Source organism: Frankia sp. CeCAU1 (genome assembly GCF_977971845.1).
Genome location: NZ_CDWWXA010000021.1, coordinates 14,678 through 34,917, shown reverse-complemented (window position 1 = coordinate 34,917; position 20,240 = coordinate 14,678). Strand labels below are relative to the sequence as shown.

At 70.4% G+C, this 20,240-nt stretch carries 21 protein-coding genes; 13 read left to right on the top strand and 8 right to left on the bottom strand.

Annotated elements, in window-relative coordinates:
- Nucleotides 1–30: 30 nt before the first annotated feature.
- The 5 genes from AC08OO_RS06410 (at nucleotide 31) to AC08OO_RS06390 (ending at nucleotide 4,347) form a co-directional block, all read left to right on the top strand.
- Nucleotides 31–240, top strand: coding sequence for a hypothetical protein (locus tag AC08OO_RS06410; protein WP_160323737.1), 210 nt, complete (start codon nucleotides 31–33; stop codon nucleotides 238–240).
- A 143-nt stretch (nucleotides 241–383) separates the two neighbouring features.
- The gene (locus AC08OO_RS06405) at nucleotides 384–1,079 is read left to right on the top strand and encodes a class I SAM-dependent methyltransferase (protein ID WP_043592015.1); all 696 of its coding nucleotides are present in this window, start codon (nucleotides 384–386) and stop codon (nucleotides 1,077–1,079) included.
- Nucleotides 1,072–2,070 (top strand): GNAT family N-acetyltransferase, encoded by a 999-nt coding sequence (locus tag AC08OO_RS06400; protein WP_023840396.1) that lies wholly within the window; start codon nucleotides 1,072–1,074, stop codon nucleotides 2,068–2,070. Before AC08OO_RS06405 ends, AC08OO_RS06400 begins: the two co-directional genes overlap by 8 nt.
- Before the next feature lie 42 nt (nucleotides 2,071–2,112).
- Nucleotides 2,113–3,243 (top strand): TRM11 family SAM-dependent methyltransferase, encoded by a 1,131-nt coding sequence (locus AC08OO_RS06395; RefSeq protein ID WP_023840395.1) that lies wholly within the window; start codon nucleotides 2,113–2,115, stop codon nucleotides 3,241–3,243.
- Nucleotides 3,244–4,347: a glycosyltransferase gene (locus tag AC08OO_RS06390; RefSeq protein ID WP_476618318.1), complete on the top strand. Its 1,104-nt coding sequence runs from the start codon at nucleotides 3,244–3,246 to the stop codon at nucleotides 4,345–4,347. It begins immediately after the preceding gene.
- A 118-nt stretch (nucleotides 4,348–4,465) separates the two neighbouring features.
- On the opposite strand, the gene AC08OO_RS06385 is transcribed toward AC08OO_RS06390, so the two are convergent.
- On the bottom strand, nucleotides 4,466–4,675 hold the full coding sequence (locus AC08OO_RS06385) for a DUF397 domain-containing protein (RefSeq protein WP_035734520.1): 210 nt from the start codon (nucleotides 4,673–4,675) through the stop codon (nucleotides 4,466–4,468).
- 13 nt (nucleotides 4,676–4,688) lie between these two features.
- The gene (locus AC08OO_RS06380; RefSeq protein WP_023840392.1) at nucleotides 4,689–5,561 is read right to left on the bottom strand and encodes a helix-turn-helix domain-containing protein; all 873 of its coding nucleotides are present in this window, start codon (nucleotides 5,559–5,561) and stop codon (nucleotides 4,689–4,691) included.
- A gap of 384 nt (nucleotides 5,562–5,945) precedes the next feature.
- On the opposite strand from AC08OO_RS06380, the gene AC08OO_RS06375 reads away from it, so the two are divergent.
- The 3 genes from AC08OO_RS06375 (at nucleotide 5,946) to AC08OO_RS06365 (ending at nucleotide 8,511) form a co-directional block, all read left to right on the top strand.
- Complete coding sequence (locus tag AC08OO_RS06375) at nucleotides 5,946–6,587, top strand: ATP-binding protein (RefSeq protein WP_476609346.1); 642 nt, start codon at nucleotides 5,946–5,948, stop codon at nucleotides 6,585–6,587.
- Nucleotides 6,588–6,604: 17 nt separating this feature from the next.
- A complete protein-coding gene (locus AC08OO_RS06370) occupies nucleotides 6,605–7,225 on the top strand; it encodes a hypothetical protein (RefSeq protein WP_476609345.1) in 621 nt (206 codons plus the stop codon).
- A gap of 941 nt (nucleotides 7,226–8,166) precedes the next feature.
- Complete coding sequence (locus tag AC08OO_RS06365; protein WP_476609344.1) at nucleotides 8,167–8,511, top strand: hypothetical protein; 345 nt, start codon at nucleotides 8,167–8,169, stop codon at nucleotides 8,509–8,511.
- 61 nt (nucleotides 8,512–8,572) lie between these two features.
- Here AC08OO_RS06365 and AC08OO_RS06360 read toward each other — a convergent pair whose 3' ends face one another.
- A complete protein-coding gene (locus AC08OO_RS06360) occupies nucleotides 8,573–9,412 on the bottom strand; it encodes a hypothetical protein (RefSeq protein ID WP_476609343.1) in 840 nt (279 codons plus the stop codon).
- A 318-nt stretch (nucleotides 9,413–9,730) separates the two neighbouring features.
- Here AC08OO_RS06360 and AC08OO_RS06355 point away from each other — a divergent pair, with 318 nt between their 5' ends.
- Complete coding sequence (locus AC08OO_RS06355) at nucleotides 9,731–10,789, top strand: cation diffusion facilitator family transporter (protein ID WP_035913003.1); 1,059 nt, start codon at nucleotides 9,731–9,733, stop codon at nucleotides 10,787–10,789.
- A 58-nt stretch (nucleotides 10,790–10,847) separates the two neighbouring features.
- On the opposite strand, the gene fabG is transcribed toward AC08OO_RS06355, so the two are convergent.
- Nucleotides 10,848–11,564 (bottom strand): 3-oxoacyl-ACP reductase FabG, encoded by a 717-nt coding sequence (gene fabG, locus AC08OO_RS06350; protein WP_476609342.1) that lies wholly within the window; start codon nucleotides 11,562–11,564, stop codon nucleotides 10,848–10,850.
- Between the two features lie 200 nt (nucleotides 11,565–11,764).
- Between fabG and AC08OO_RS06345 the strand changes: the two genes are divergently transcribed.
- Both AC08OO_RS06345 and AC08OO_RS06340 read left to right on the top strand, forming a co-directional pair.
- Nucleotides 11,765–12,058 (top strand): DUF167 domain-containing protein, encoded by a 294-nt coding sequence (locus AC08OO_RS06345; RefSeq protein WP_011436332.1) that lies wholly within the window; start codon nucleotides 11,765–11,767, stop codon nucleotides 12,056–12,058.
- A 399-nt stretch (nucleotides 12,059–12,457) separates the two neighbouring features.
- Nucleotides 12,458–15,151, top strand: coding sequence for a pyruvate dehydrogenase (locus AC08OO_RS06340; protein ID WP_476618317.1), 2,694 nt, complete (start codon nucleotides 12,458–12,460; stop codon nucleotides 15,149–15,151).
- A 73-nt stretch (nucleotides 15,152–15,224) separates the two neighbouring features.
- Here the strand turns inward: AC08OO_RS06340 and fabI are convergent, their stop codons facing one another.
- The 3 genes from fabI to AC08OO_RS06325 form a co-directional block, all read right to left on the bottom strand.
- Entirely contained in the window at nucleotides 15,225–15,998 is a 774-nt protein-coding gene (gene fabI, locus AC08OO_RS06335; protein WP_023840387.1) for an enoyl-ACP reductase FabI, read from the bottom strand.
- Between the two features lie 132 nt (nucleotides 15,999–16,130).
- Nucleotides 16,131–17,318, bottom strand: a complete 1,188-nt coding sequence (locus AC08OO_RS06330) for a cation:proton antiporter (RefSeq protein WP_043591809.1) — start codon at nucleotides 17,316–17,318, stop codon at nucleotides 16,131–16,133.
- Nucleotides 17,319–17,346: 28 nt separating this feature from the next.
- Nucleotides 17,347–17,829: a cation:proton antiporter regulatory subunit gene (locus AC08OO_RS06325; RefSeq protein ID WP_011436328.1), complete on the bottom strand. Its 483-nt coding sequence runs from the start codon at nucleotides 17,827–17,829 to the stop codon at nucleotides 17,347–17,349.
- Nucleotides 17,830–18,179: 350 nt separating this feature from the next.
- On the opposite strand from AC08OO_RS06325, the gene AC08OO_RS06320 reads away from it, so the two are divergent.
- Nucleotides 18,180–18,647, top strand: a complete 468-nt coding sequence (locus tag AC08OO_RS06320) for a PGPGW domain-containing protein (RefSeq protein ID WP_476608006.1) — start codon at nucleotides 18,180–18,182, stop codon at nucleotides 18,645–18,647.
- Between the two features lie 11 nt (nucleotides 18,648–18,658).
- Here the strand turns inward: AC08OO_RS06320 and AC08OO_RS06315 are convergent, their stop codons facing one another.
- Entirely contained in the window at nucleotides 18,659–19,057 is a 399-nt protein-coding gene (locus tag AC08OO_RS06315; protein WP_023840386.1) for a hypothetical protein, read from the bottom strand.
- Between the two features lie 329 nt (nucleotides 19,058–19,386).
- On the opposite strand from AC08OO_RS06315, the gene AC08OO_RS06310 reads away from it, so the two are divergent.
- Nucleotides 19,387–20,240: glycoside hydrolase family 15 protein (locus AC08OO_RS06310; RefSeq protein ID WP_476618316.1), on the top strand; the 854-nt coding region annotated here is incomplete at its 3' end.

Below are 20,240 nucleotides of genomic sequence, written 5' to 3'. Positions count from 1 at the left end.
GTCCTGGTGGCGCGACCACCAGGAAGCGAGGTGAGCACGCGCACTGGCGGACCGATGCCGTCTGACATGCGGGCTGAGACGCGGGCGAGGCGACTGGTGCGCCGCGAAGACCTGCGCGCGAATTCCCCGGACAAGAGCCTCGTCGACCGCGCGGCGGTCAGCCTCCGGAACCTTCGAGATCGCGACAAGATCGATATCGAATCGGTGGGCAAGCCGCTCCAGGAGCTGGGCTTCGCGTAGCCGCCCGCCACTGGACGCTGGCCACGGGAGGTGATGGGTGAGGAAGAGCACCCGTTGGTCCCGGCCACCGCCCACCATCCATCCCCCGTCACAACCTGACTACCCTTGGCATCAGGACGGGAGGATCGTAGCATCCGGGTGATATGGATCTGATCCGTTTTCCTGACCCACATCCGGACAATCTCGCCGCGGCGCTGGCCCGCGTCAGCCCTGACGATCAGGTAGTCGACGTCGGCGGATGGTGGAAGCCACTCAACCGCGCTGACCACGTGGTGGACCTGTTGCCGTACGACACCCGCGCGGGCGGCGGTCGCCTGGGCCCTGGACCCGAGCGGTACGACGCCTCGACGTGGCACCAGTTCGACATCTGCGACACCCCCTGGCCGTTCGACGACAAGTCGTTCGACTTCGCCTTCTGCGGACAGACCCTGGAGGACGTTCGCGACCCGATCGCAGTGTGCCGAGAGCTGAGCAGGGTGGCCCGCCGCGGTTACGTCGAAGTTCCATCCGTGTGGATCGAGTGCACCTTCGACGTGGACGTCGGACCGCTGACACCGCGGTATCCCGGATACGAGAAGCACCGCTGGCTGGTGTTCCACGAGGACGACGAGCTGCTGTTCGTCCCCAAGCAGGTGTGGCTGTCGCTCGTCGAGTTCGTCCCGGCTCCGGTGGCCACCACGTGGCGTTCCGACCAGCGGATCTGGACCACTCCCGTGCATTGGGAGAACGAGATCCGAGGGCGGGAGCTGGCGTTCTCCGGCCAGGAACAGATCATTCCTTTGCTCCGCGACTACTTCGGCCGCTTCGACTACAGCCCGTTCCAGTCAGCCCGTGATTGACGTCACGACGTGCACGACGCTCGCGGAGGCCACCGCCTACGCTCCGGTCTGGGAGGAGATGCCGGCCGACGGTGCCAGCGGCATCTTCACCTCGCCGGCCTGGTGCCTCGCCGCCTGGCGGTTCTTTCCCGATCTCGGCTCGCCTCGGCTGCTGGTCGCCAACTCCACCGAGAGCGGTCCGCTCGGGATTCTGCCGCTGACGGCCGGCGCGAACGGACTGACCTGGGCGGGGAGCCCACTCGGGGACGAGCACGACGTCCGGTTACGGCCGGAGTCACCGCACGCCGGGCCAGCCGTGGCACGGCTCGTCCAGGAGATCGTCTCGCGGTCGCCGTCGACGGCGTCGGTTCTCCTGACCGACGTCCGGCCGGCCGGTGTCCTGGTCGATTTCGCGCCGAACCGACCCGGCACTCCTGCGCCGGTCCTGCACCTGCGCGAACCGGACTCGGCGTGGGGCTCGCTGGCGTGCATACCCGGCTGGTCTCGGGGCCGTTGGCGGGAACTGCGCCGGCTGCGCCGCGCCTGCGAGCGGTCCGGCCCTCTCACCATGACCAGGATCACCGAACCCGTCCAGCTCCACGACGCGATCCCCGACTTCGTCGCCGCCCGGCTCGCCGCCTGGCGGACGCGCGGCAGGTTCGACGAACTCCCGGTGATGGACCGCCACCCTCGTTTCCCCGAGTTCCTCGCCACCGCCGCCAGCGGGCTCGCCCGGACCGGCCGCTGCCTGCTTGCCCAGCTTCTGTACCTGGACCGCCCCATCGCGCAGGCCCTGTACTTCCGGCTGGGCTCGGCCGACCTGCTCTACATGAGCACTTTCGACCCGGAGTTCGCCGGCTACTGCCCGAGCCACCAGCTTCTCGCCGAAGCAGCCGCCGCCGCGATCCAGGAAGGAGTCAGCCTGATCGAGATGGGGCGGGGTGACGAGCCGTACAAGTTCGATCTTGGCGCTTCCCCTCGGCATCTCCGCGAAGTTCTGGCCCCGGGATGAGGGCTCACCGACCTGCGACAGATCATTGGTAGGTTGGGGGTCATGGCCGGTCACCGTGAAAGGACGCGGCACCCGGCAGAGTCTCGTCCGGGTGTCCCCGGGTTCCTCGCTGCCACCCTGCCCGGCCTGGGCGGGCTCCTGTCGTCCGAGATCACCGACCATCCGGACCTGGACCCCGACGACAAGCCCGGCTTCGACGGACGCGCCGACATCGTCCGTTTCCAGGCACGCCGAGGAGCCCAGTGGGAGCTGTCTGATCTCAGGCTCGCCGAGGACGTGTTCACCACGATCGGCGAAGCGGACGGCAACGCAGGGCCTCGTCAGGTTGCCGCGGCGCTCGTCACCCGTACCGGCCTGGAACGGGCACTGTCGGTTTGGGCCCGGTTCGTCCGCCACCTTGGCTCCGCGATGACCTATCGCGTGATCACCAGGGTCCTGGACGAACGCCGTTTCAAGCGGACCGAACTACGCCGTGCCGTCACTGACACGATCGCCACGCATCGGCCGCGGTGGCGCCCTGCCGACCCGGCGGAGTTGGAGATCTGGGTACTCGAATACCGCAAGGGCCACTTCCTCGCCGGCCTGCGGCTGTCCGACCGGCGGATGCGACAACACGGCGAGGGCAGGGAAAGCGAACGTCACGGGGCACTGCGCCCAGTCGTCGCCGCCGCGATGGTCCGCCTGGCTGGGCAGAACCCCGGCGAACTGTTGGACCCCTGCTGCGGGTCAGGAACGATCATCCGCGAAGCGCTCGACCTCGGCTGGCAGGCGCGTGGCTCGGACGTCGACCCGGAGGCGGTCGACATCGCCAGCACGAACCTCCCGGGAATCCGCCTGGAGCAGGCGGACGCGCTGAAGCTGCCGCATCCCGACGGCGGTTTCGATGCTGTCGTGAGCAACCTCCCGTTCGGGAAACAGTTCACGGTTGACGGGGACCCGCATGCCTGGCTGCGTGACGCGCTGCGCGAGTTCGCCCGGATCACCCGTCCCGGCGGACGGGTCGTCGTCCTCGTGCCACCACCGGTACCCAGGAACCCGCGCGGGCTGACCCTCCTTGGCGCCCATCCGCTGCGTCTGCTCGGCACACCCACCAGGATCTGGGCCTACGGCCGCTCGGAGGACGCCAGGAACTCCGATCTGGAGGATTCACCCACCACAACGGCGACGATGTAGGTGCCACATCAGGTCACCTTCGTGACGACCGGCGTTGCCGCACCTGGAGCGGTCAGCAGCCGCGTTGCCGCGCTACGGGCAGGTCTGACCCTTCGCGGCTGGCACGTCGATGTGCTTGACGTGCCACCGGCGCGGCGGTCGCCGATCCAAGCCGTCGTGGATCGCCTGCCGCCGTCAGTCGGCCAGGCGCTGGAGCAGGCGGGTATCGAGGGCGACGTGCGGCCAGCCGTGGCTTGGCGCTCGCTGCCAGCGCTGCGAGCTGTGCGCCACGGCGTGGTTGTCGTCTCCGTCCCCCCGTTCTCCCTCCTCGCCGCCGCGACGTTGATCCGCCGCGGTCTGCCCGTTGTCGTGGACTACCGCGATCCGTGGAGCGCCCGAGCGCACCCCCCTGCGCTGGCGCGGATCACCGGAGCTCTGGAAAGCGTCGCCCTCCGACGGGCCCGTGCCGTGACCTTCGCGGGAGGCCCTGCCTTCGGGCGCCTGCTCGCCGCACGGTTGGAAGTGCCAAACGACAAGATTTTTTCGGTTCCGAACGGGTTCGATCCCGCCGACCTGGCCGGCGTGCCGCAACCGATGGCAGACCGGCGCCGTGACGGCACACCGCTCGATCTCGTCTTCGGCGGCTACTGGTATGGACGCAACGGGCCTGGCATCCTCGCCACCGCGCTCGACCGCGTCGGACCGGAGACCGCCACGCTCACCGTCGTTGGGGACGCAGCCGCCACCATCGCTGTCCGGGCGGCCCGCGAACCCGCCATCTCCCGCCCCGCGCTCTACGCAAGACTCGCCCGCGCGGATGCCGCGGTCATCACCCTCGACCACGCCAGCGCCGTGGAGTCACGTATCCCGGCCAAGGCGTATGACTGCCTTGCCGTTGGCATTCCGGTCATCGCGATCTGCCCGTCCGGAGCGGCACTCCTGGCGATCCCGGGTGCCGCCCGTTTCCACCACATCGTCCACGATGACGTGGATGGCCTGGTCGCGCTTCTGCGGGCCGCCTGCGCGGACCGGTCGTTGCTGCGTCCTGGTACTCAGGGCAGTGGACCGACGCGCGACGCCGGAGCGGGCTCGCTCGACAAACTGCTACGGGAGATCGTCTCCTGACCGATGAGAACACCTTCTCCCGTCCGACTGCGCCCAAGAGCTGCTGTCGCACGCGATGCCGTCGGTGCGGCCCCTCTGTGGCATGGCCTTACTCCACTCGCTGTTCTACAGCGGGCGCCTACGGCCGCTCGAACTCTCCGTCCTTCGCACCGCCGAGAAACGCATCCCATTCGCCCGGAGTGAAGATCAGAACAGGTCCGCCCTGGTTTTTGGAGTCACGCACAGCGACTAGCCCGGCGTCCAGGAAGGCGACCTCAACGCACTGGCCGTTGCCGCCGCTGTAGCTGCTCTTGCGCCACACTGCTGCGGAGAGATCCACCTGCTGCACGGTCCGCACCTTCTCACTCCTTACCCTCCGCTGCCAGGCTGGCGATCAGGCTCGTCGAGTCGTCAGGGCTGAGTGCCACGGCAGCAAGGTTGTCAAAGGACAATCTATACCGCCGGATGTCGGCCTCGGCCTCCAGGAACAGGTCGCCGGCCATGCTCTCGACATAGATGATCTCAGGGTCGGCCGAGTTCGGGAAGTCCATGAGCACGAACGACCCGAGCATGCCGGCGTGCGCGCCGGCCGCGTACGGGATGACCTGGACCGTGATGTGCGGCTCGCCGGCAGCCTCGGTGATCCTGGCCAGTTGCCGATGCATGACCTTCGGCCCGCCGACCTGGCGGTGAACAGCGGCCTCGTCAACGACGGCCCACAGGCGCAACGGGTCCTCCTTGGCCAGCAGGGCCTGGCGTTCCATTCGGGCTTGGACACGCTGGTCGATCTCGGTCTGGCTGGCCATGGGTAGGTTGCCGCGGATGACGGCACGCGCGTAGTCCTCGGTCTGGAGCAGGCCGGGGATGAACAGGGACTCGTAGTTGCGGACGGTGCGGGCTTCGGCCTCGAAGCTGATGTAGGCGGTGTAGTGCTCCGGCAGCTCGGCGTGGTAGGGCCGTAGCCAGCCCTGTGCGTCGGCTTCTCGGGACAGGGCGAGGAGGTCGGCGCGCTGCTGGTCAGTAACGCCGTACATGTTGAGCAGCGCGATCATCGTGCGGCGCTGGGGGCGGGAGCTGGCGGTGGCGGTCTCGTGCCGGTAGAGCGTGGCGGGGTTGATCCCGGTCTCCTCGGAGACCTGCTCCCGGGTGAGACCAGCGGCTTCGCGTAGGCGGCGCAGCTCGAACGCCAGCCGACGGGACCGCACCGTCGGCGGTGCCTGACGTTGCCTCGGCACAGAGTGCTCCTCTCGCTTCCAGGCGGCGCTCTGCCCCCTGTGACGTGCTACCCCACAGCCTTCCGCAAAGGATGCCCATGCATACCTTGCAAAACAGCATGATGCGGGGGCATGCTACGGGACAGTACATCGCCACGATCCGTGGCAATCAGGGGCCTCGCCTCCAGACGCGCGTGGCCCGGCGAGATGACAGGGGGCGACGCGGGTGGACGTCGGTCAACAGGCGGCGCGGCCTGCCCTCCACACAATCCGCTGTCCCCGCCGGAGGAACCGCCGCAAGGCAAGGCCCGGTGGGGACAGCGCCAAGCCAGCGACAACGGGGCGGGGAGATCTTGTGTGTGATGTTGTGGCCGGACTGCGGCCGGGCACGATCAGGGGCTCAGCGTGAACGCCGACCCGTCGCCCGTGATCCGGGTAGCCGTGGCGCACTTCCCGTCGATCGCTGCCGCTGTTCCCGACGCTCGCGCGAGCACGGTCCGCACGCTCACGGCCTGGTCGGTCGACGCGGACACCGTTGACGTGGCCGAACTCGTCGCGTGCGAGTTGGCCTCCAACGCTGTGAAGACCAGCCACCCGGATGGCGGCGTCGCGCTGCGGCTGACCGTCTGCTACGCAGTGTTGACCGTGGAGATGTGGGACGCCAGCACAGCCCCACCCGTCTTGACTGTCGCGCAGCCGGACCAGGAGAACGGGCGCGGCCTCGCGCTGGTGGACGCGGTCAGCCTGCGATGGGCCTGGTATCTGGGCCGGACCGGCGGGAAGGTGGTCTGGGCACAGCTCCCGGCCGCGACGCCAACCGTCCCCACCGGCAGCACCGCGGCGTTGCCGACCCGTGCACCTGCGCCCGTACCAGCCCCCGCCGCCCCCGTCACCTTCCGCAACGATCCGGCCACCCTACAACGGGTCATCGACCGTCTACGCGGCCTCGATGACTGGCACCGCCCATCCCCCAGGCATGGCAGGACCGACTGGCACCACACCGGCACCCGCCACCGCGGCATCCAGCCGGGGGCGACCCGCCGATGACGATCGTCCGCTCTGCCGTGCCTGAGCACCTGCGACCTGTGGTGCTGCTGGCCGGGATGCGCAAGCTGGTACCAGCCGACCAGATCGCGCAGGTACTCGGTCTGTTCGTCCCCCCGATCGATCCGGCCTCCCGCCGATGGGCCGCGCTCTGCGACGCCCTGGACGCCTACGACCACGCCGAGCGGGTCGGGGCCGGTCACCTCACAGCCGCCCGTCACCAGGTTGACGCGGCGGCCTCGGCCGTTCTCGGTCTCGCCGACCCTTACCCCACACAGCGCACACCCAGCCAGCACGAAGGAGCACCCATGACACTTGACAGCCTCCACCATCCCGCGACCAGCGACGATGGACAGACCGACCCACGACCGCCCGCCACTGCGCCCGGACCAGCGGAACCACTCACGGCGTTCGTTGCCCGGCAGGCACCACGCCTGTTCGCGCTTGTCGACGACGGTGCCGACCACGACGACTCCCCGATCCTCGCGTGGGGGCTCGACTGCCGCGACCATGTCAACGTCGTGAGCCCGGACGGCAACCTGTGGGCCAGCTTCTCCAGCGTCGACCGCGCGCATGCGACGTACGCGTTTCTGGCCCCCTCCGTCGAGATCGTCTGGTGTGTCCCAGGCCGCCACGAGTGACAGCCGGGAGAGTGCACGGGAGGGCGACGGCAAACCCCCTGCCTGTCGGGTGGCCGTACCGGTCTCCGTGCCGGTCCCCCATCTGAGCGGCTACCCGGCGGTGCCTGCTGGCGCAGGTCGCACGCCCGCTGGTACTACCCGAGCACAGCCCGACTCGTACCTCTACAGGTCACGTGTTCACATCTGGACGGCCGTGGCCCCGGCCGCTGGGCACCGACGCGCGAGAGCCTCCCACATGTCCGCTACGCCCCATTTAATGGAATTGTCCGGCATCCTGTCTGTCCGCCCACCGGATCCCCCACCGGATCGCCCATCGGACCACCCATAAAGATGGGCGGGTCCGAAATACCGCGCCGGCGCAGGTCACAGCACCTTTCACACCCACCCAAGCACTCCGCGACTTAAATACCCAACGGGTACTGTTCAAAGTATAAATGCGGGCCGCGGATATGCGACGTGGCCCCTTTCCGTGCCGTTCTCCGGAGGCAGGACGACTCGCGCGTCTTACGGGCATCCGATAGCCCTGACGGTCGGCCTTCCCTGACAGCGACATCTGGCACGGACGGCATGCGGCCCGCAGAGGGTGCCAGCAGGGCCACAGAGAACCCTTTTCCTCTGTGATCTCACTCACATACCCGGGCCGCTTTTGCGAGGAAATGTCCTGATTGATGCATGTCCTAACCGATGCCCTGTGCGCGGCCCCAACGGAGACCCTAACGGCGTACCTGCTTAGCGGGTACACCCGGACTGGCGCATCGGTGCAGATCAGCGGACATCTGACCCGTACCCAAGTGGGCCAAGACTCAGTGCCATTACCGGCATCGTATCTAATCATGGTCATGGGCGGGAGTGGCCGGCGGAATGCGCGCGCTTGGCAGAAACGGATGGTGCGGTTAGCGTTTATACGCCGAATTCCTCCCGCCCGTTCTGTGTGAGGTGCCGTGGTCGATCCGTCCCGCCTCCGCCGTCCTGCCTCCGCCGATTCGCACGACAAGCCAGCACAGACCGGGGACGGGCCACCGCAGACCGGCACGGCGGGCACGGCGGGCACGGCGGGCACGGCGGGCACGGACAGAGACGACCTCACAGCGGCGCCGGACGCCAGCGGGCCGACGCTCCGCTCTACCGCCAGGACACGCGACGCCCACGATGCCGAATCGGACGGCGATGACGCCGACGCGGTAGCGCGCTGGATGGCCGAGACGCTCGCCGAGGCCCCGCCCGTCCCGCCAGCGGTCGCCACCCTCATCGCGGGCGTGCTCGTCCGGCGACCACCCGCCGCCTAACCTCAAGCAGGACCACCGTCGTCTACGCGCCCAGCACACCGACATGTGCGCCCACCGTTGCTCACAGCTGTTCCGGCACGCGAACACCACTTGCCATGTGTGACCAAGGGGTGGTACCGGCGGTGCTGACGTACCGTCCGGTTCCGCTGAGCATCGCCAACGATGCGCGGGCGTGTGGCTCGGCTTCGTCACCCTTGCCGAGATAGCCGAGTACCACCGCATTGAAAGCTTCGCTGGACTCTTCGTCGATCGGTGAAGGTCCTGGCAGGCGGTTGCCGGTCCAGACATGATCATTCATGGTCCGCAAGGCGGTTAGTGCTTCGTCTTCGCGGCTGGTGATGGCGTAGGCGCGGGCCTGTGCGCAGGCGAGGAGCGGGACGATATAGGGGTGCGCCTGCGGCTGGGCCTGGGCGGCGATGTCCGCAGCGGTCTCGAACTCGCGGGCGAAGAAGGCCACGGCGGAGCGCATGGTGGCAACCGATCCGGCAAGTAGTGGGTTACCGGCTGCCTGGGCGTGTTGAGCGGCGAGGACGAAGAACGTCAACGCGCCGTCGTCATCGCCCATGTCGAAGGCGAGTCGACCACGGTAGAAGGCGTATTGGCCGGCGAGGAGTTCGAGGTCGCGACGGTCGGTGCCGGTGACTCTGGTTTCCAACCGGGCTTCCGCATCGTCCCACGCCTGTTCGACGGGTCCGAGTAGATCCGCGTGCGGTGTCGTGGAGTAGATCCGGGTGAGGCGTTGGATGCCCTGGTGGAGCTGGGCGACACTGAGGGGGTCCGGGGTGGACGCGGCGATGGCGCGGGAGATCTGCGCGGCGCGGCTGGTGGCGCCAGTCGTGGCGGTGCTGGCGGCAAGGAGGATGCCGGTGCCGAGTAGGTCACGGCGGCGCGACGGACTCACCTCTCGCGGGGCGGCCCGCTGCCGGGCTCCGCCTGAGCGGGAACCATGACGGGACGTGATGGTCGTAGTGGACGCTTCCATGCTCGCCAACGCCCTCGTCTACGCCGACGCCCGACTCGCCCGCACCGCCACCCGCTGCTGCACCATCCACCTCGTCGAATAGGCGCGTGTCTCACGTCGGGTATTGCTCTAAGGGCTGAGGACAGACGAGCAACCGAACCGGCGCCAGCGGCCCGCGGTACGCACCGGGACGCAGGTGCGATGGAATGGCAGCTGCCACCATGCCGCATTGATCGTTTTCGTCTATCGTCGCGGAACATGAACAGCGGCCACGAGCATGAGCTCCCCGCCCAAGGGCACGGGCACGGCGGGCACCCGCGCGGCGGACGGCATGACCACCACGCGAGCGGGCGGTGGACGCGGCTTCGTCACGGCCTGTCAGACCTGGCCGGAGGGCACAGCCACGACCCGGCGGACCAGATCGACGACGCGTTGGAAGCCGACACCGCCGGCCGCCGCGCCCTCCTGATCAGCCTGGCCGGTCTCGGGCTGACCGCCGCCCCGCAAGCCGCCGTCGTGGCACTGTCCGGATCGGTCGCGCTCCTCGGCGACACCCTGCACAACGTCGCCGACGCGCTCACCGCGGTCCCCCTGCTCATCGCCTTCACCGTGGCACGCCGCCCGGCCACCGCCCGGTTTACCTACGGCTACGGCCGCGCCGAGGACCTCGCCGGCCTCGCCGTCCTCGCGATGATCGCCCTGTCGAGTGCGCTCACCGCCTGGGCCGCGATCGACCGCCTCCTGCACCCCCAGCGCGTCGGCCATCTGGGAGCGGTCGCCGTGGCCGGGCTCGTCGGCTTCCTCGGCAACGAGATCGTCGCCCGCTACCGCATCAGGATCGGCCATCAGATCGGCTCCGCCGCCCTCGTCGCCGACGGCCTACACGCCCGCACCGACAGTCTCACCAGCCTCGCGGTGCTCCTCGGCGCGGCCGGTGTCGCGGTGGGCTGGCACTGGGCCGACCCCGCCATCGGCCTGGCGATCACCCTGGCGATCCTCGGAGTCCTGCGCTCCGCCGCTCGCGTCGTCGGGGCCCGGCTCATGGACGCCGTCGACCCCGCCGTGGTCGCCGAAGCCACCAGGGCGCTCCTGCACACCGAGGGCATCGAGGCCGTCCGCGAACTGCGGCTGCGCTGGATCGGCCACACCCTGCGCGCCGAAGCCGACGTCACCGTCGATGCGAACCTGACCCTGACCGCCGCTCACGACCTCGCCCACGCCGCCGAAGCCCACCTGCTGCGCCGCATCCGCCGCCTGTCCGCCGCTACCATCCACACCAGCCCCACCCACCACCACGCCGCCACGACGGTCCCCTAAGCCGCACCGCCGATCATGCTCGGTCACGGCGCAGCCGGATCGGTGCCCCATGCCCAGCTCAGTGCCCCATGCTCAGCCCGCCGTCCACGGGGATCAGCGCACCGTTGATGTAACCGGCCTGCGGGGAGGCGAGGAAGGCGACGAGGGCTGCGACGTCCTCGGCCTCACCCATGCGGCCACCGGGGACGCCGGCGGTGAGCTGCTCCCGCTGCGCCTCGGTCAGCACGTCGGTCATGTCGGTCCGGATCGGCCCCGGAGCGACCACGTTCGAGGTGATGTTGCGCGGAGCCAGCTCGCGGGCGAGGGAACGGGCGAAGCCGATCAGGCCGGCCTTGGACGCCGCGTAGTTGGACTGGCCGGGGCCGCCGACGGAGGCGACGACGGAGGAGATGAAGATGAGCCGACCACGACGCAGCCGCATCATCGGCCGGGAGGCACGCTTGGCCACCCGGTAGGCACCGAGCAGGTTCGTGTCCACGACCTCCTGGAACGCGTCCTCGCTCATCGTCGCCAGCAGGGTGTCCCGCACGATCCCGGCGTTGGACACCACGATCTCCACCGGCCCGAGCTCGGCTTCGATCTCCGTGAACGCCTTGTCGACGCTCTCACTGTTGGCGACATCCAGACGGACGCCCAGCATCCCCGCGGGGGCGGTGCCCCCGCGGCTGGCGACCACGACCCGCTCACCCGCGGCCGTCAGGGCGGCGGCGCAGGCGGCGCCGATCCCCCGATTACCACCTGTTACCAGTGCGACACGACCCTCATTTGCGCCCATGGGTCGGATGGTAGCGGCCACCGCGTCGAATCCCGGTGTCCGCCGACGATGAGGCCTCAACCGCCGGCCGGCATCGGCTCGGCCACCCTCGCGGTCCTCCCTGGTGTCGCCCCGAACCGGTCACGCGGACCGGTCACGCGGACCGGTCGCACGGGCGGGACGATCGCACGGGCGGGACGATCCGGGGGGACGATGCGCACATGCGTCTGATGATCCGAGTTCAGCCGGGCGCCGGGCGGACCGCGGTGGGCGGGCGGCGCGAGGACCCGCTGCACGGCCCGCTGCTGATCGTCCGGGTCACCGAGCCTGCCGTCGACGGCCGGGCCACCGAAGCCGCCCTGCGGGCCCTGTGCGCGGCGCTGCGGGTGCGCCGGGGAGATGTCCGGCTGGTCCGCGGCGCGACCGGCCGGGTCAAGGCCGTCGAGGTCGAGGTGGCAGCGGTCGACGAGCCCGCGCTCCGGATCCGGATCGACGAGCTCGGCCGGGACGGCTGACCGCCGGGGCGGCAGTCCCGCCGCGGCAGTCCCGCCGCGGCAGTCCTGGCAGGGCGGTCCCGGCATCACCGGGCTGACGCACGACGGCCAACGCCACCGCGATGGAAAGCGGATGCTGAAATGGTACGGCCACCGTGGTGAAGGTGGGATACCGACGCGGACACACCATGTGACGGCGACGGGCGCCGCCGATCCGGCCGGCGGCGCAACCTCCGACCGGCACCGCACCACCGCACGTCCGGACTTTGGGAGGTCGGAGTCGTGGGACGTAGGCCGGTCATGCGCAGGCCCGATGTCAGACCGGTGGAGGCTGCGCACACGCGCTCCGGCCGGGGGGAGATGATCATTACACCAGACGACGCCGCGGGGCCGGTCCCGGCCCGGTCCGTGGATCCGCCCGTGCCGGGGACCGACGGTCGGGTCGCCCACGACGACCGGGTCACCCACGACGACCGGGCCGAGGGCGGCGGTCCGCCGGGAGACGCCAGCCCCCCGACCGGACCGACGAACGGAGACGACGTCGTGGGAACCCAGACCTCGCCGGCCGCGGCCCGGGCCATCCCCGGGCCCCCAGACCCAGCCATGCCAGACCCAGCCATGCCAGACCCAGCCATGCCGGGGCCGCCCGGTGGCGTACTCGACCTCGCCGCGCTGGCCGCCGTGGAACGGCGGCTGCGGAGCGTCGCGTCCCGGATCATCGACGGGGACGAACGCGCCGGGCAGCGGCCCGCGGTCGCCGCCGAGTCGGAACGGGCGGCCGTGGCCTCGGTGTCGAGCATCGCCACGGTGCTGTGGTTCGACGCCCTGCGCGCCGAGGACCGCGTCAGTGTGACTCCACGCGCCGCCCCGCTGATCCATGCCGTTCATCACGTCCTGGCGCACGCCAGGCCGACGGCCGAGAAGACGACGGCCGAGAAGACCACAGCCGAGAAGACCACAGCCGCATCGCCCGTCCCCGCCGTCTACCGGCTCCCCCAGGTCCGGCCGGGTGAGATCCGTCCGAACGGAGTCCGTTCCGGGCCCGATGGTCGGCCGTTGCGTGCCCTCGGCGCCGGCAACATCGGACCGAGCGGGACGGTCTGGGCGGCGTTGGCACGCCGTTATGCCGGGGAACGCTTCGACCGGACTCCCCAGGGTCGGCAGATCTGTCTGATCGACTACTCCGAGCTGCACGACCCGACCGTCTGGGAAACGATCACCGATGAGCGGGTCGCTCATCTCGGCGAGCTGTTCTGGGTGGTGACGGTGTCCGGCTCCGCGCCGGCCGGACCGGTCGGCGGCATCGGCAAGCCCGCCCGCGCGGCGCGCATGTTCGAAGCCGCCGGTTGGCAGGTGCTCACCGTCCGGTACGGACGCGTCCTCGAAGCGCTCTTCCGGGCTCCCGGCGGTCACGCGCTTCGCAACCGCCTCGACCAGCTCCCGATGGGCGAGTACCGCGCGCTGCTGCAGGCCCACGGAACCGACCTGCGCCGCCGCCTCGCCGGGCCCGGTGCGTCCGGCGCCGGCATCAGCCGCCTGCTGGACACCCTCACCGATGACGAGATCCATGCCTGCCTGCGCGATCTCGGTGGCCACGACCTTCCCCTGCTGATCGACGCCTTCGACGAAGTCGCGGCGGACCGGCCCACGGTCCTGTTCGCCTACACCAGCGACGAGCTTGCCCGGGAGGAGCGCTCCCACGACGAGCGCTCCCACGGCGAACAGGCCCACGGCGGACGGACTTACGGCGGACGGACCGCCGACCACGCGTCCACGGCCCCGTCCGCCGGACCGGGCACGCCGCCGGCCGCCGGCGTTGGCACCCGCCCGGCCCTCCGGCCAGGAGACGACGCCGCAGCCCACCGCCTCGCCCGGCACGTCGCCGGTTACCTGGACCGGGTGCCGGTGCCGCTCGGCGCGGCACCACCCGTGCCGACCGACTCCGACCACCGCTTCCCGGCGTGGATCTCCACCCAGGAGGCATTCGGCGGGATGTTGCGGGACCTACCCCGGCTCGCGCCCCAGGCAGCCACCGCGGTGCTGACCATCAGTACGCGCAACGCCGACCCTGTCCTCGCCGACTGGCTGGCCGCGGCGGACCGGACCGATGGGGAACAACCGGGCCGGCACGTGGCCGGAGGCCTGTCGGCCACGGCCTTCGGCGGGGTGCTGGCCTCGCTGGGAGTGGCCTGGAGCCGCCAGGGTCTGCCGCTGCTGCCCATCGGAGTCGCCGACGAGGTGGCGGCCGGACGGGTACTGCCCGGCTGGATGGCCGGCGCCACCGCGGACGCCCGATCGATACTCGCCGTGGCGGACACCGGTCTCGACCCGGTCGTCCGCAACCTGGCCTGGAACGGTGGCAACGTCGTCCCCGCCCCGGTGGCCGCGACCTGGGAACCGGCCTTCGCGCACGATCTCGCCTGGTGCCTGCTGGCCGGCCTCGGCGGGCTGGCCCGCCTCGACGGCACCTCCTGTGTGATCCGGCTCTCCGCCCGCCAGGTCGATCAGCGCCTCGCCGAGGTCCCCGTGGACGCGCTGGAACGGCACCGACGCCGGGCCCTGGTCCTCGCCGGGGGGTACCGGCTCCACGAGGGCGGTCCCGACGCCGCGCTCACCCTCGTCGGGGTGGGTGCGGTCATGCCGGAGGTGCTGCACGCCGCGGCGGAGCTACGCGCCGGCCTCGGCCGGGAGATCACGGCCGTGTGCGTGACCTCCCCGAACGCGATGTTCCACGCGCTGCAGGCCCGGCGCGGGTTGGCCGAGGGTTCCGACGCCCTGCTCACCGAGGTGTTCCCCGCGGACCGGCGCACCCCGATCGTGACGGTGGTCGACGGGGACCCCCGTGCCCTGAGTTTCCTCGCCGGCGTCCACGGAGATCCCATCTCCGCCCTCGGTTCGAGCGCGCCGCTGCCGGAGGCCTCCGGGCCGCCGGGAGGGACACCGGGGGACACCGACCCGGGCTCATCGGCCTCCGGCGCCGGCGGCCACGCCGGTAGCGGCAGCCTTGCCCGGCGGGACACGGCCTCGTCGCGGGACCACCGTCGCCGCCCACCGGTGGAGCTGGACACGATCGTCGGAACGGCCCTGGATCTGCTGGACGAGACGGCCGGCTGATCCGGGCCAGGGACCCCACCGCACCCGGGTCCCGGGACCCCGACCGCGCCCGGACCCCGACGGCCCGCCGTGCTCAGATCCCGACGGCGTGCACGCCGCCGTCGACGTGGACGATCTCGCCGGTGGTGGCCGGGAACCAGTCCGAGAGCAGCGCCACGCAGGCCTGGGCTGCCGGCGTGGTGTCGTGGACGCTCCAGCCGAGCGGCGCCCGGCCGTCCCAGACCTCCTCGAACTGGCTGAAGCCCGGGATGCTCTTGGCCGCCATGGTCCGCAGCGGGCCGGCCGCGACGAGGTTCACCCGCACGCCCCGGGGTCCCAGATCACGGGCGAGGTAGCGGGTGGCGGAGGCGAGGCCGGCCTTCGCCACGCCCATCCAGTCGTACGACGGCCAGGCGACGGACGCGTCGAAGTCCAGGCCGACGATCGACGCCTTTTCGGCGAACAACGGCAGGGCGGCCCGGGTGAGCGACGCCAGCGACCAGGTGGAGATCTGCAGGGCGGTGCCGACCTCGGACCAGGCCGCCTCGACGAACGGCTTCCCACCGAGCACCGATTCGGGCGCGAACCCGATCGCGTGCAGCACGCCGTCCAGGCCGTCAACATGTTCGAGCACCTGCCCGGCCAGCCCCGCGAGATGCTCTTCGTCGGTGACGTCCAGCTCCACGACGGGCGCCAGGGTGGGCAGTCTCTTGGCGATGCGGCGGGTCAGCGACAACCCCCGCCCGAATCCGCTGAGGACCACCGCCGCACCCTGCTCCTGGGCGATGCGGGCGACGCTGAATGCGATCGAGGCTTCCGTGAGAACACCGGTGACGAGAACGCGCTTACCTTCGAGAAGTCCGCTCATGGGCTGCATACTCCCAAACATCGCCGTCCCGGTAGCGACACCGCTGCCGGGAAGTCGTCCCCGCCGTCAGCGGCGGATGCCGTCGCCCGCAGCCCGTCCACCGTTGCCCGCCCACCACCCGCCCGCTCGGCGCTAGGGCGACCGGGCGGCCTGCAGCCGCCGAGCCGTGCGGATCACCGGTTCGACGAACCGGGCCGCCAGCGGGCCGAGGACGGCCATCAGCAGCACGTAACAGGCGGCAAGCGGGCCCAGCCGGGGTTCGAGGCCGGCCGCCACCGCGAGGCCCGCGATGACGATCGAGAACTCGCCGCGTGCGACGAGGGCGGCCCCGGCCCGGAACCGGCCCATGGTCCCGATTCCCGCCGAGCGGGCGGCCCACCATCCCGTCATGACCTTTGTCGCGACTCCGGCGATCGCGAGCAGGGACCCGGTGAGCAGCGCCGGAGGGATCTCAGCGGGATCGGTCTGCATGCCGAAGAAGACGAAGAAGACCGCCGCGAACAGATCGCGCAGAGGCCGCAGGACCTCCTCTGCACCCTCGGCGACTGGTCCGGACAGGGCGATGCCGACGAGGAACGCACCCACCGCGGCCGACACCTGCATACGCTGGGCGACCCCGGCGACTAACAGGGCCAGCCCCAGGGCCCGGAGCAGCAGGATCTCGTCGTTGCGGTGGGCCTTCGGGTTGAAGACCAGCCGGGTGACCTTCTCGCTGTGCCGCAGCGCGATGTAGAGCACCGCCACCAGGACTCCGAGCGCGATCGCCACGGTCAGCGATCCCCGCACGAACGTGTGATGGGCCAGCAACGCGGTGAGAACCGGCAGGTACACCGCCATGGCGAGGTCCTCGAGCACGAGGACGGACAGAACAACTGGCGTCTCCCGGTTACCGAGCCGCCCGAGGTCCCCCAGCACCTTCGCAATGATCCCCGAGGAGGAGATGGCCGTCACCCCACCCAGAACGACCGCCGCCGTCGGGCCCCAGCCGAGGAGGAACGCGGCGACGACCCCGGGGGTGGCGTTGAGCGCCAGGTCGAGCACCCCGGCCGGCGCCTGTCTGCGCAGCCCGGACAGCAGCTCGTCGGCGGTGTACTCCAGACCGAGGGTAAGCAGCAGGAGGACGACCCCGATCTCCGCGCCGACCCCGATGAACTCCTCGCTGGCACCGAGCGGCAGCAGGCCACCCCGGCCGAACGCCAGCCCACCCACCAGGTACAGGGGAATCGGTGAGACACTGATGCGCAGCGCGAGGTGCCCGAGGACTCCTAGGCAAAACAGAATCCCGCCGAGCTCGAGGAAGGTCGTCGCGGTGGAGTGCACGCGGTCCCGACTGCCCTCCCTGCCCGCGTCAGCCGTTGCGGAGCAACATACCGACGGATGCGGTGTTCTCCGGCGTACCGACGACAACGACGACGTCTCCGGCCTCGAATCGGAAGTCCGGCCGCGGGGATGCGAGCACCTGCTGGTCGCGGACGACCGCGACGATGGAGGCGCCGGTGCGGGTACGGGCCTGGGTGTCCCCGAGCTCGCGGCCCACGTAGGGCGAGCCGGGCAGGATCACGATCTGCTCACCGACGAGCCCGGCGAAGGCACGGTTGAGGTCGGCGAGCTTCTCGACGATGCGCGGGGCACCGAGCAGCTCGGAGAGCACGTCGCCCTCCTCCGGCGTCAGCGCGATGGACTCACGCGAGGCGTCCGGGTCGTCCGCGTCATAGATCACGAGGTCCCGGCGCCCGTGATGATGGGACACGACTCCGAGCCGGCGGCCGCTGCGCGTCGCGAAGTCATGCCGCAGCCCGATGCCAGGCAGCGCGGTCTCCTCGATCTCCACAGCAACCTCTCCGGCGCTCCGATGGCCTGCCTTCCCAGGAAGGCCCAGATGACCAGCCCCATCACACAGTAGTCAACCATCCGCGACCGCGCCTGGACGGTGTGCCCGCCCGGCCCCTACCCCACGGAGCGCGGGGATCCGCGGATCCGCGCGCTCCGTCGGCGTGTCGGCGTGTCGGCATCACGACACGTATCGGTCGAGGAGGTCGAGGAGATCCCCGCCACGATGTTCTTGCGTGACGCGTTATGACGGAAGAACGTCGCAGTAGGACAATGCCGCAGTAGAGCAGCGTCGCAGTAGAGCACCCTCTCCTCGCCCCGCCCACGATCCACTCAGGAGGGTTACCCGACGTGCTGACCCGAAGCGCCCGCCTGTTCCGCCGGATCGCCCTGACCGTACTGGGTCTCGGCGTCCTCGGCCTCGGGATCGCGATGTTGGCGCTGCCGGGTCCGGGATTCCTCGTCGTGGCGCTCGGGTTCTTCATCCTGAGTCTGGAGTACGAGTGGGCGCGCAGCCGTTTCGAGCAGGCCCGGCGCAAGGCCGCCGACCTCGCCGATCAGGCGGCCGCGAACCGGTTCTCGTCGGCGTTCACGATTCTGTTCGCGCTGGGGATGATCGCTGCGGGAATCGCGTGGATCGTGGTCGACACCCTTCCCGCGTCCTCCGGGTGGTCCGGCGGAAGCCTGATCCTCAGTGGGCTCGTCATCCTGACCACCATGATCGTGAGTCTCTGGCAGGCGAAGGAGGCCCGCGATGCCGGCCGGCCCACGCCCGCCGAACTCCTCGCCCGGCGGGAGCTGGAGAAGAGTCGATCCTGATGGGCGAAAATCTACTGGCCCTGGGTGACCTGATTGATTCCGAGTACGTGCGGCTGGGCGTACACACACTTGTACAGGGCCGCGCGGTCGGCGGTCGACGCCTTCGCGACGTCGTACCGCAGCGGATAGATCCGGCTGGTGGCCAGCTGGTTGCGGTCCTTCGGCAGCTGGATGGCCCTGCCCACCGAGGGGCACGCGGCGCGCACCGCGTCCTTCTGCGCCTCGGTGGCTCCCGGGGCGAAGTACACGACGGCCTCCTGTTGCGGCGGCGGCCCGTCCAACGTCGCGTAGATCCCGAAAACGATCAGGCCGATGGTGGCGAGTACCGCCACGACGACCATCGTCCGGCGCCGAGGGTCGGCCAGGTAGCGAGCGGCACGGGCGGCAGCAGGTGACGACGGTGGGGCCACGTGGTGAGTCCTGTCACATCGGGGAAGGAAATCTGGTCCGGACGACGGCTGGAGCACCGCCATGACCGGACCCCCAACGTAGTCCGCCGAGCGGGTCCGTAAGGTAAACGCCCTCATGAGGCTTAGCGACCTCCGCCACGGGTGACCGCCGGCCCGCCGCTGCGCGGCGTGCTCGTACCGGTTCACCGTCGACCGGCGGCGCTGTGCCCGCGATCGCGCCCAACGGCGGGCGACCCCGATGACATCGACCTCGATGATCATCAATTATTCGACGATCATCGATCCAGCGATGATCACAACCAGTGGACCATGGGAGCGAGGAACAGGTCGTGCCATCCCTGATCGAGGACTACGCGCTGATCGGCGACACCCACTCCGCGGCGCTCGTGTCGCGCACCGGGTCGATCGACTGGCTGTGCCTGCCCCGATTCGACTCGCCGTCGTGCTTCGCCGCCCTGCTCGGCGGCTCCGAGGCGGGCCACTGGAAGATCGCTCCCGTCGAGCCGGTCCTGGGCGTCAGCCGGCGCTACCGGGGCGACACGCTGGTCCTGGAGACGGACATGACGACCGCGTCCGGCACCGTGCGCATCGTCGACGCGATGTTTCCCCGCGCAGGCACGCACACCGTGCTCCGCCTGGTCGAATGCCTCGAAGGCGCGGTCCACCTGCGATCGGAGACCCGGTTTCGCTTCGACTACGGCTCCATCGTGCCGTGGGTCCGCCGGGTGGACGAGCACACCATGTCGGCGGTGGCCGGGCCGGATGCGGTCACCCTGCGGACGACCGCCCCGATGGAGGGGCACGACATGGCCACCTACGCCGACTTCCACGTCGCCGCCGGCCAGTCGGTACCGTTCTCATTGACCTGGACCCCCTCCCATCAGACTCCCCCGCCGTCCCACGACGTCCGGCGCATGATCACCCTCACCGAGGCGTGGTGGTCGGACTGGATGGCGGGCTGCACCTACGACGGCCAGTGGCAGCCGGCCGTCCGCCGGTCGCTGATCACCCTCAAGGCGCTCACCTACGCCCCGACCGGAGGGATCGTCGCCGCCGTCACGACCTCGTTGCCGGAGCACATCGGCGGCGTGCGCAACTGGGACTACCGGTACTGCTGGCTTCGGGATGCGACGATCACGCTGCTCGCCCTGCTCGACGCCGGGTTCACCAGCGAGGCGACCGC

Coding starts and splice junctions, on each gene's coding strand:
- AC08OO_RS06405 (WP_043592015.1), top strand. CDS start 384: ATGGATCTGATCCGTTTTCCTGACCCACATCCGGACAATCTCGCCGCG.
- AC08OO_RS06395 (WP_023840395.1), top strand. CDS start 2,113: ATGGCCGGTCACCGTGAAAGGACGCGGCACCCGGCAGAGTCTCGTCCG.
- AC08OO_RS06355 (WP_035913003.1), top strand. CDS start 9,731: ATGAACAGCGGCCACGAGCATGAGCTCCCCGCCCAAGGGCACGGGCAC.
- fabG (WP_476609342.1), bottom strand. CDS start 11,564: ATGGGCGCAAATGAGGGTCGTGTCGCACTGGTAACAGGTGGTAATCGG.
- AC08OO_RS06345 (WP_011436332.1), top strand. CDS start 11,765: ATGCGTCTGATGATCCGAGTTCAGCCGGGCGCCGGGCGGACCGCGGTG.
- fabI (WP_023840387.1), bottom strand. CDS start 15,998: ATGAGCGGACTTCTCGAAGGTAAGCGCGTTCTCGTCACCGGTGTTCTC.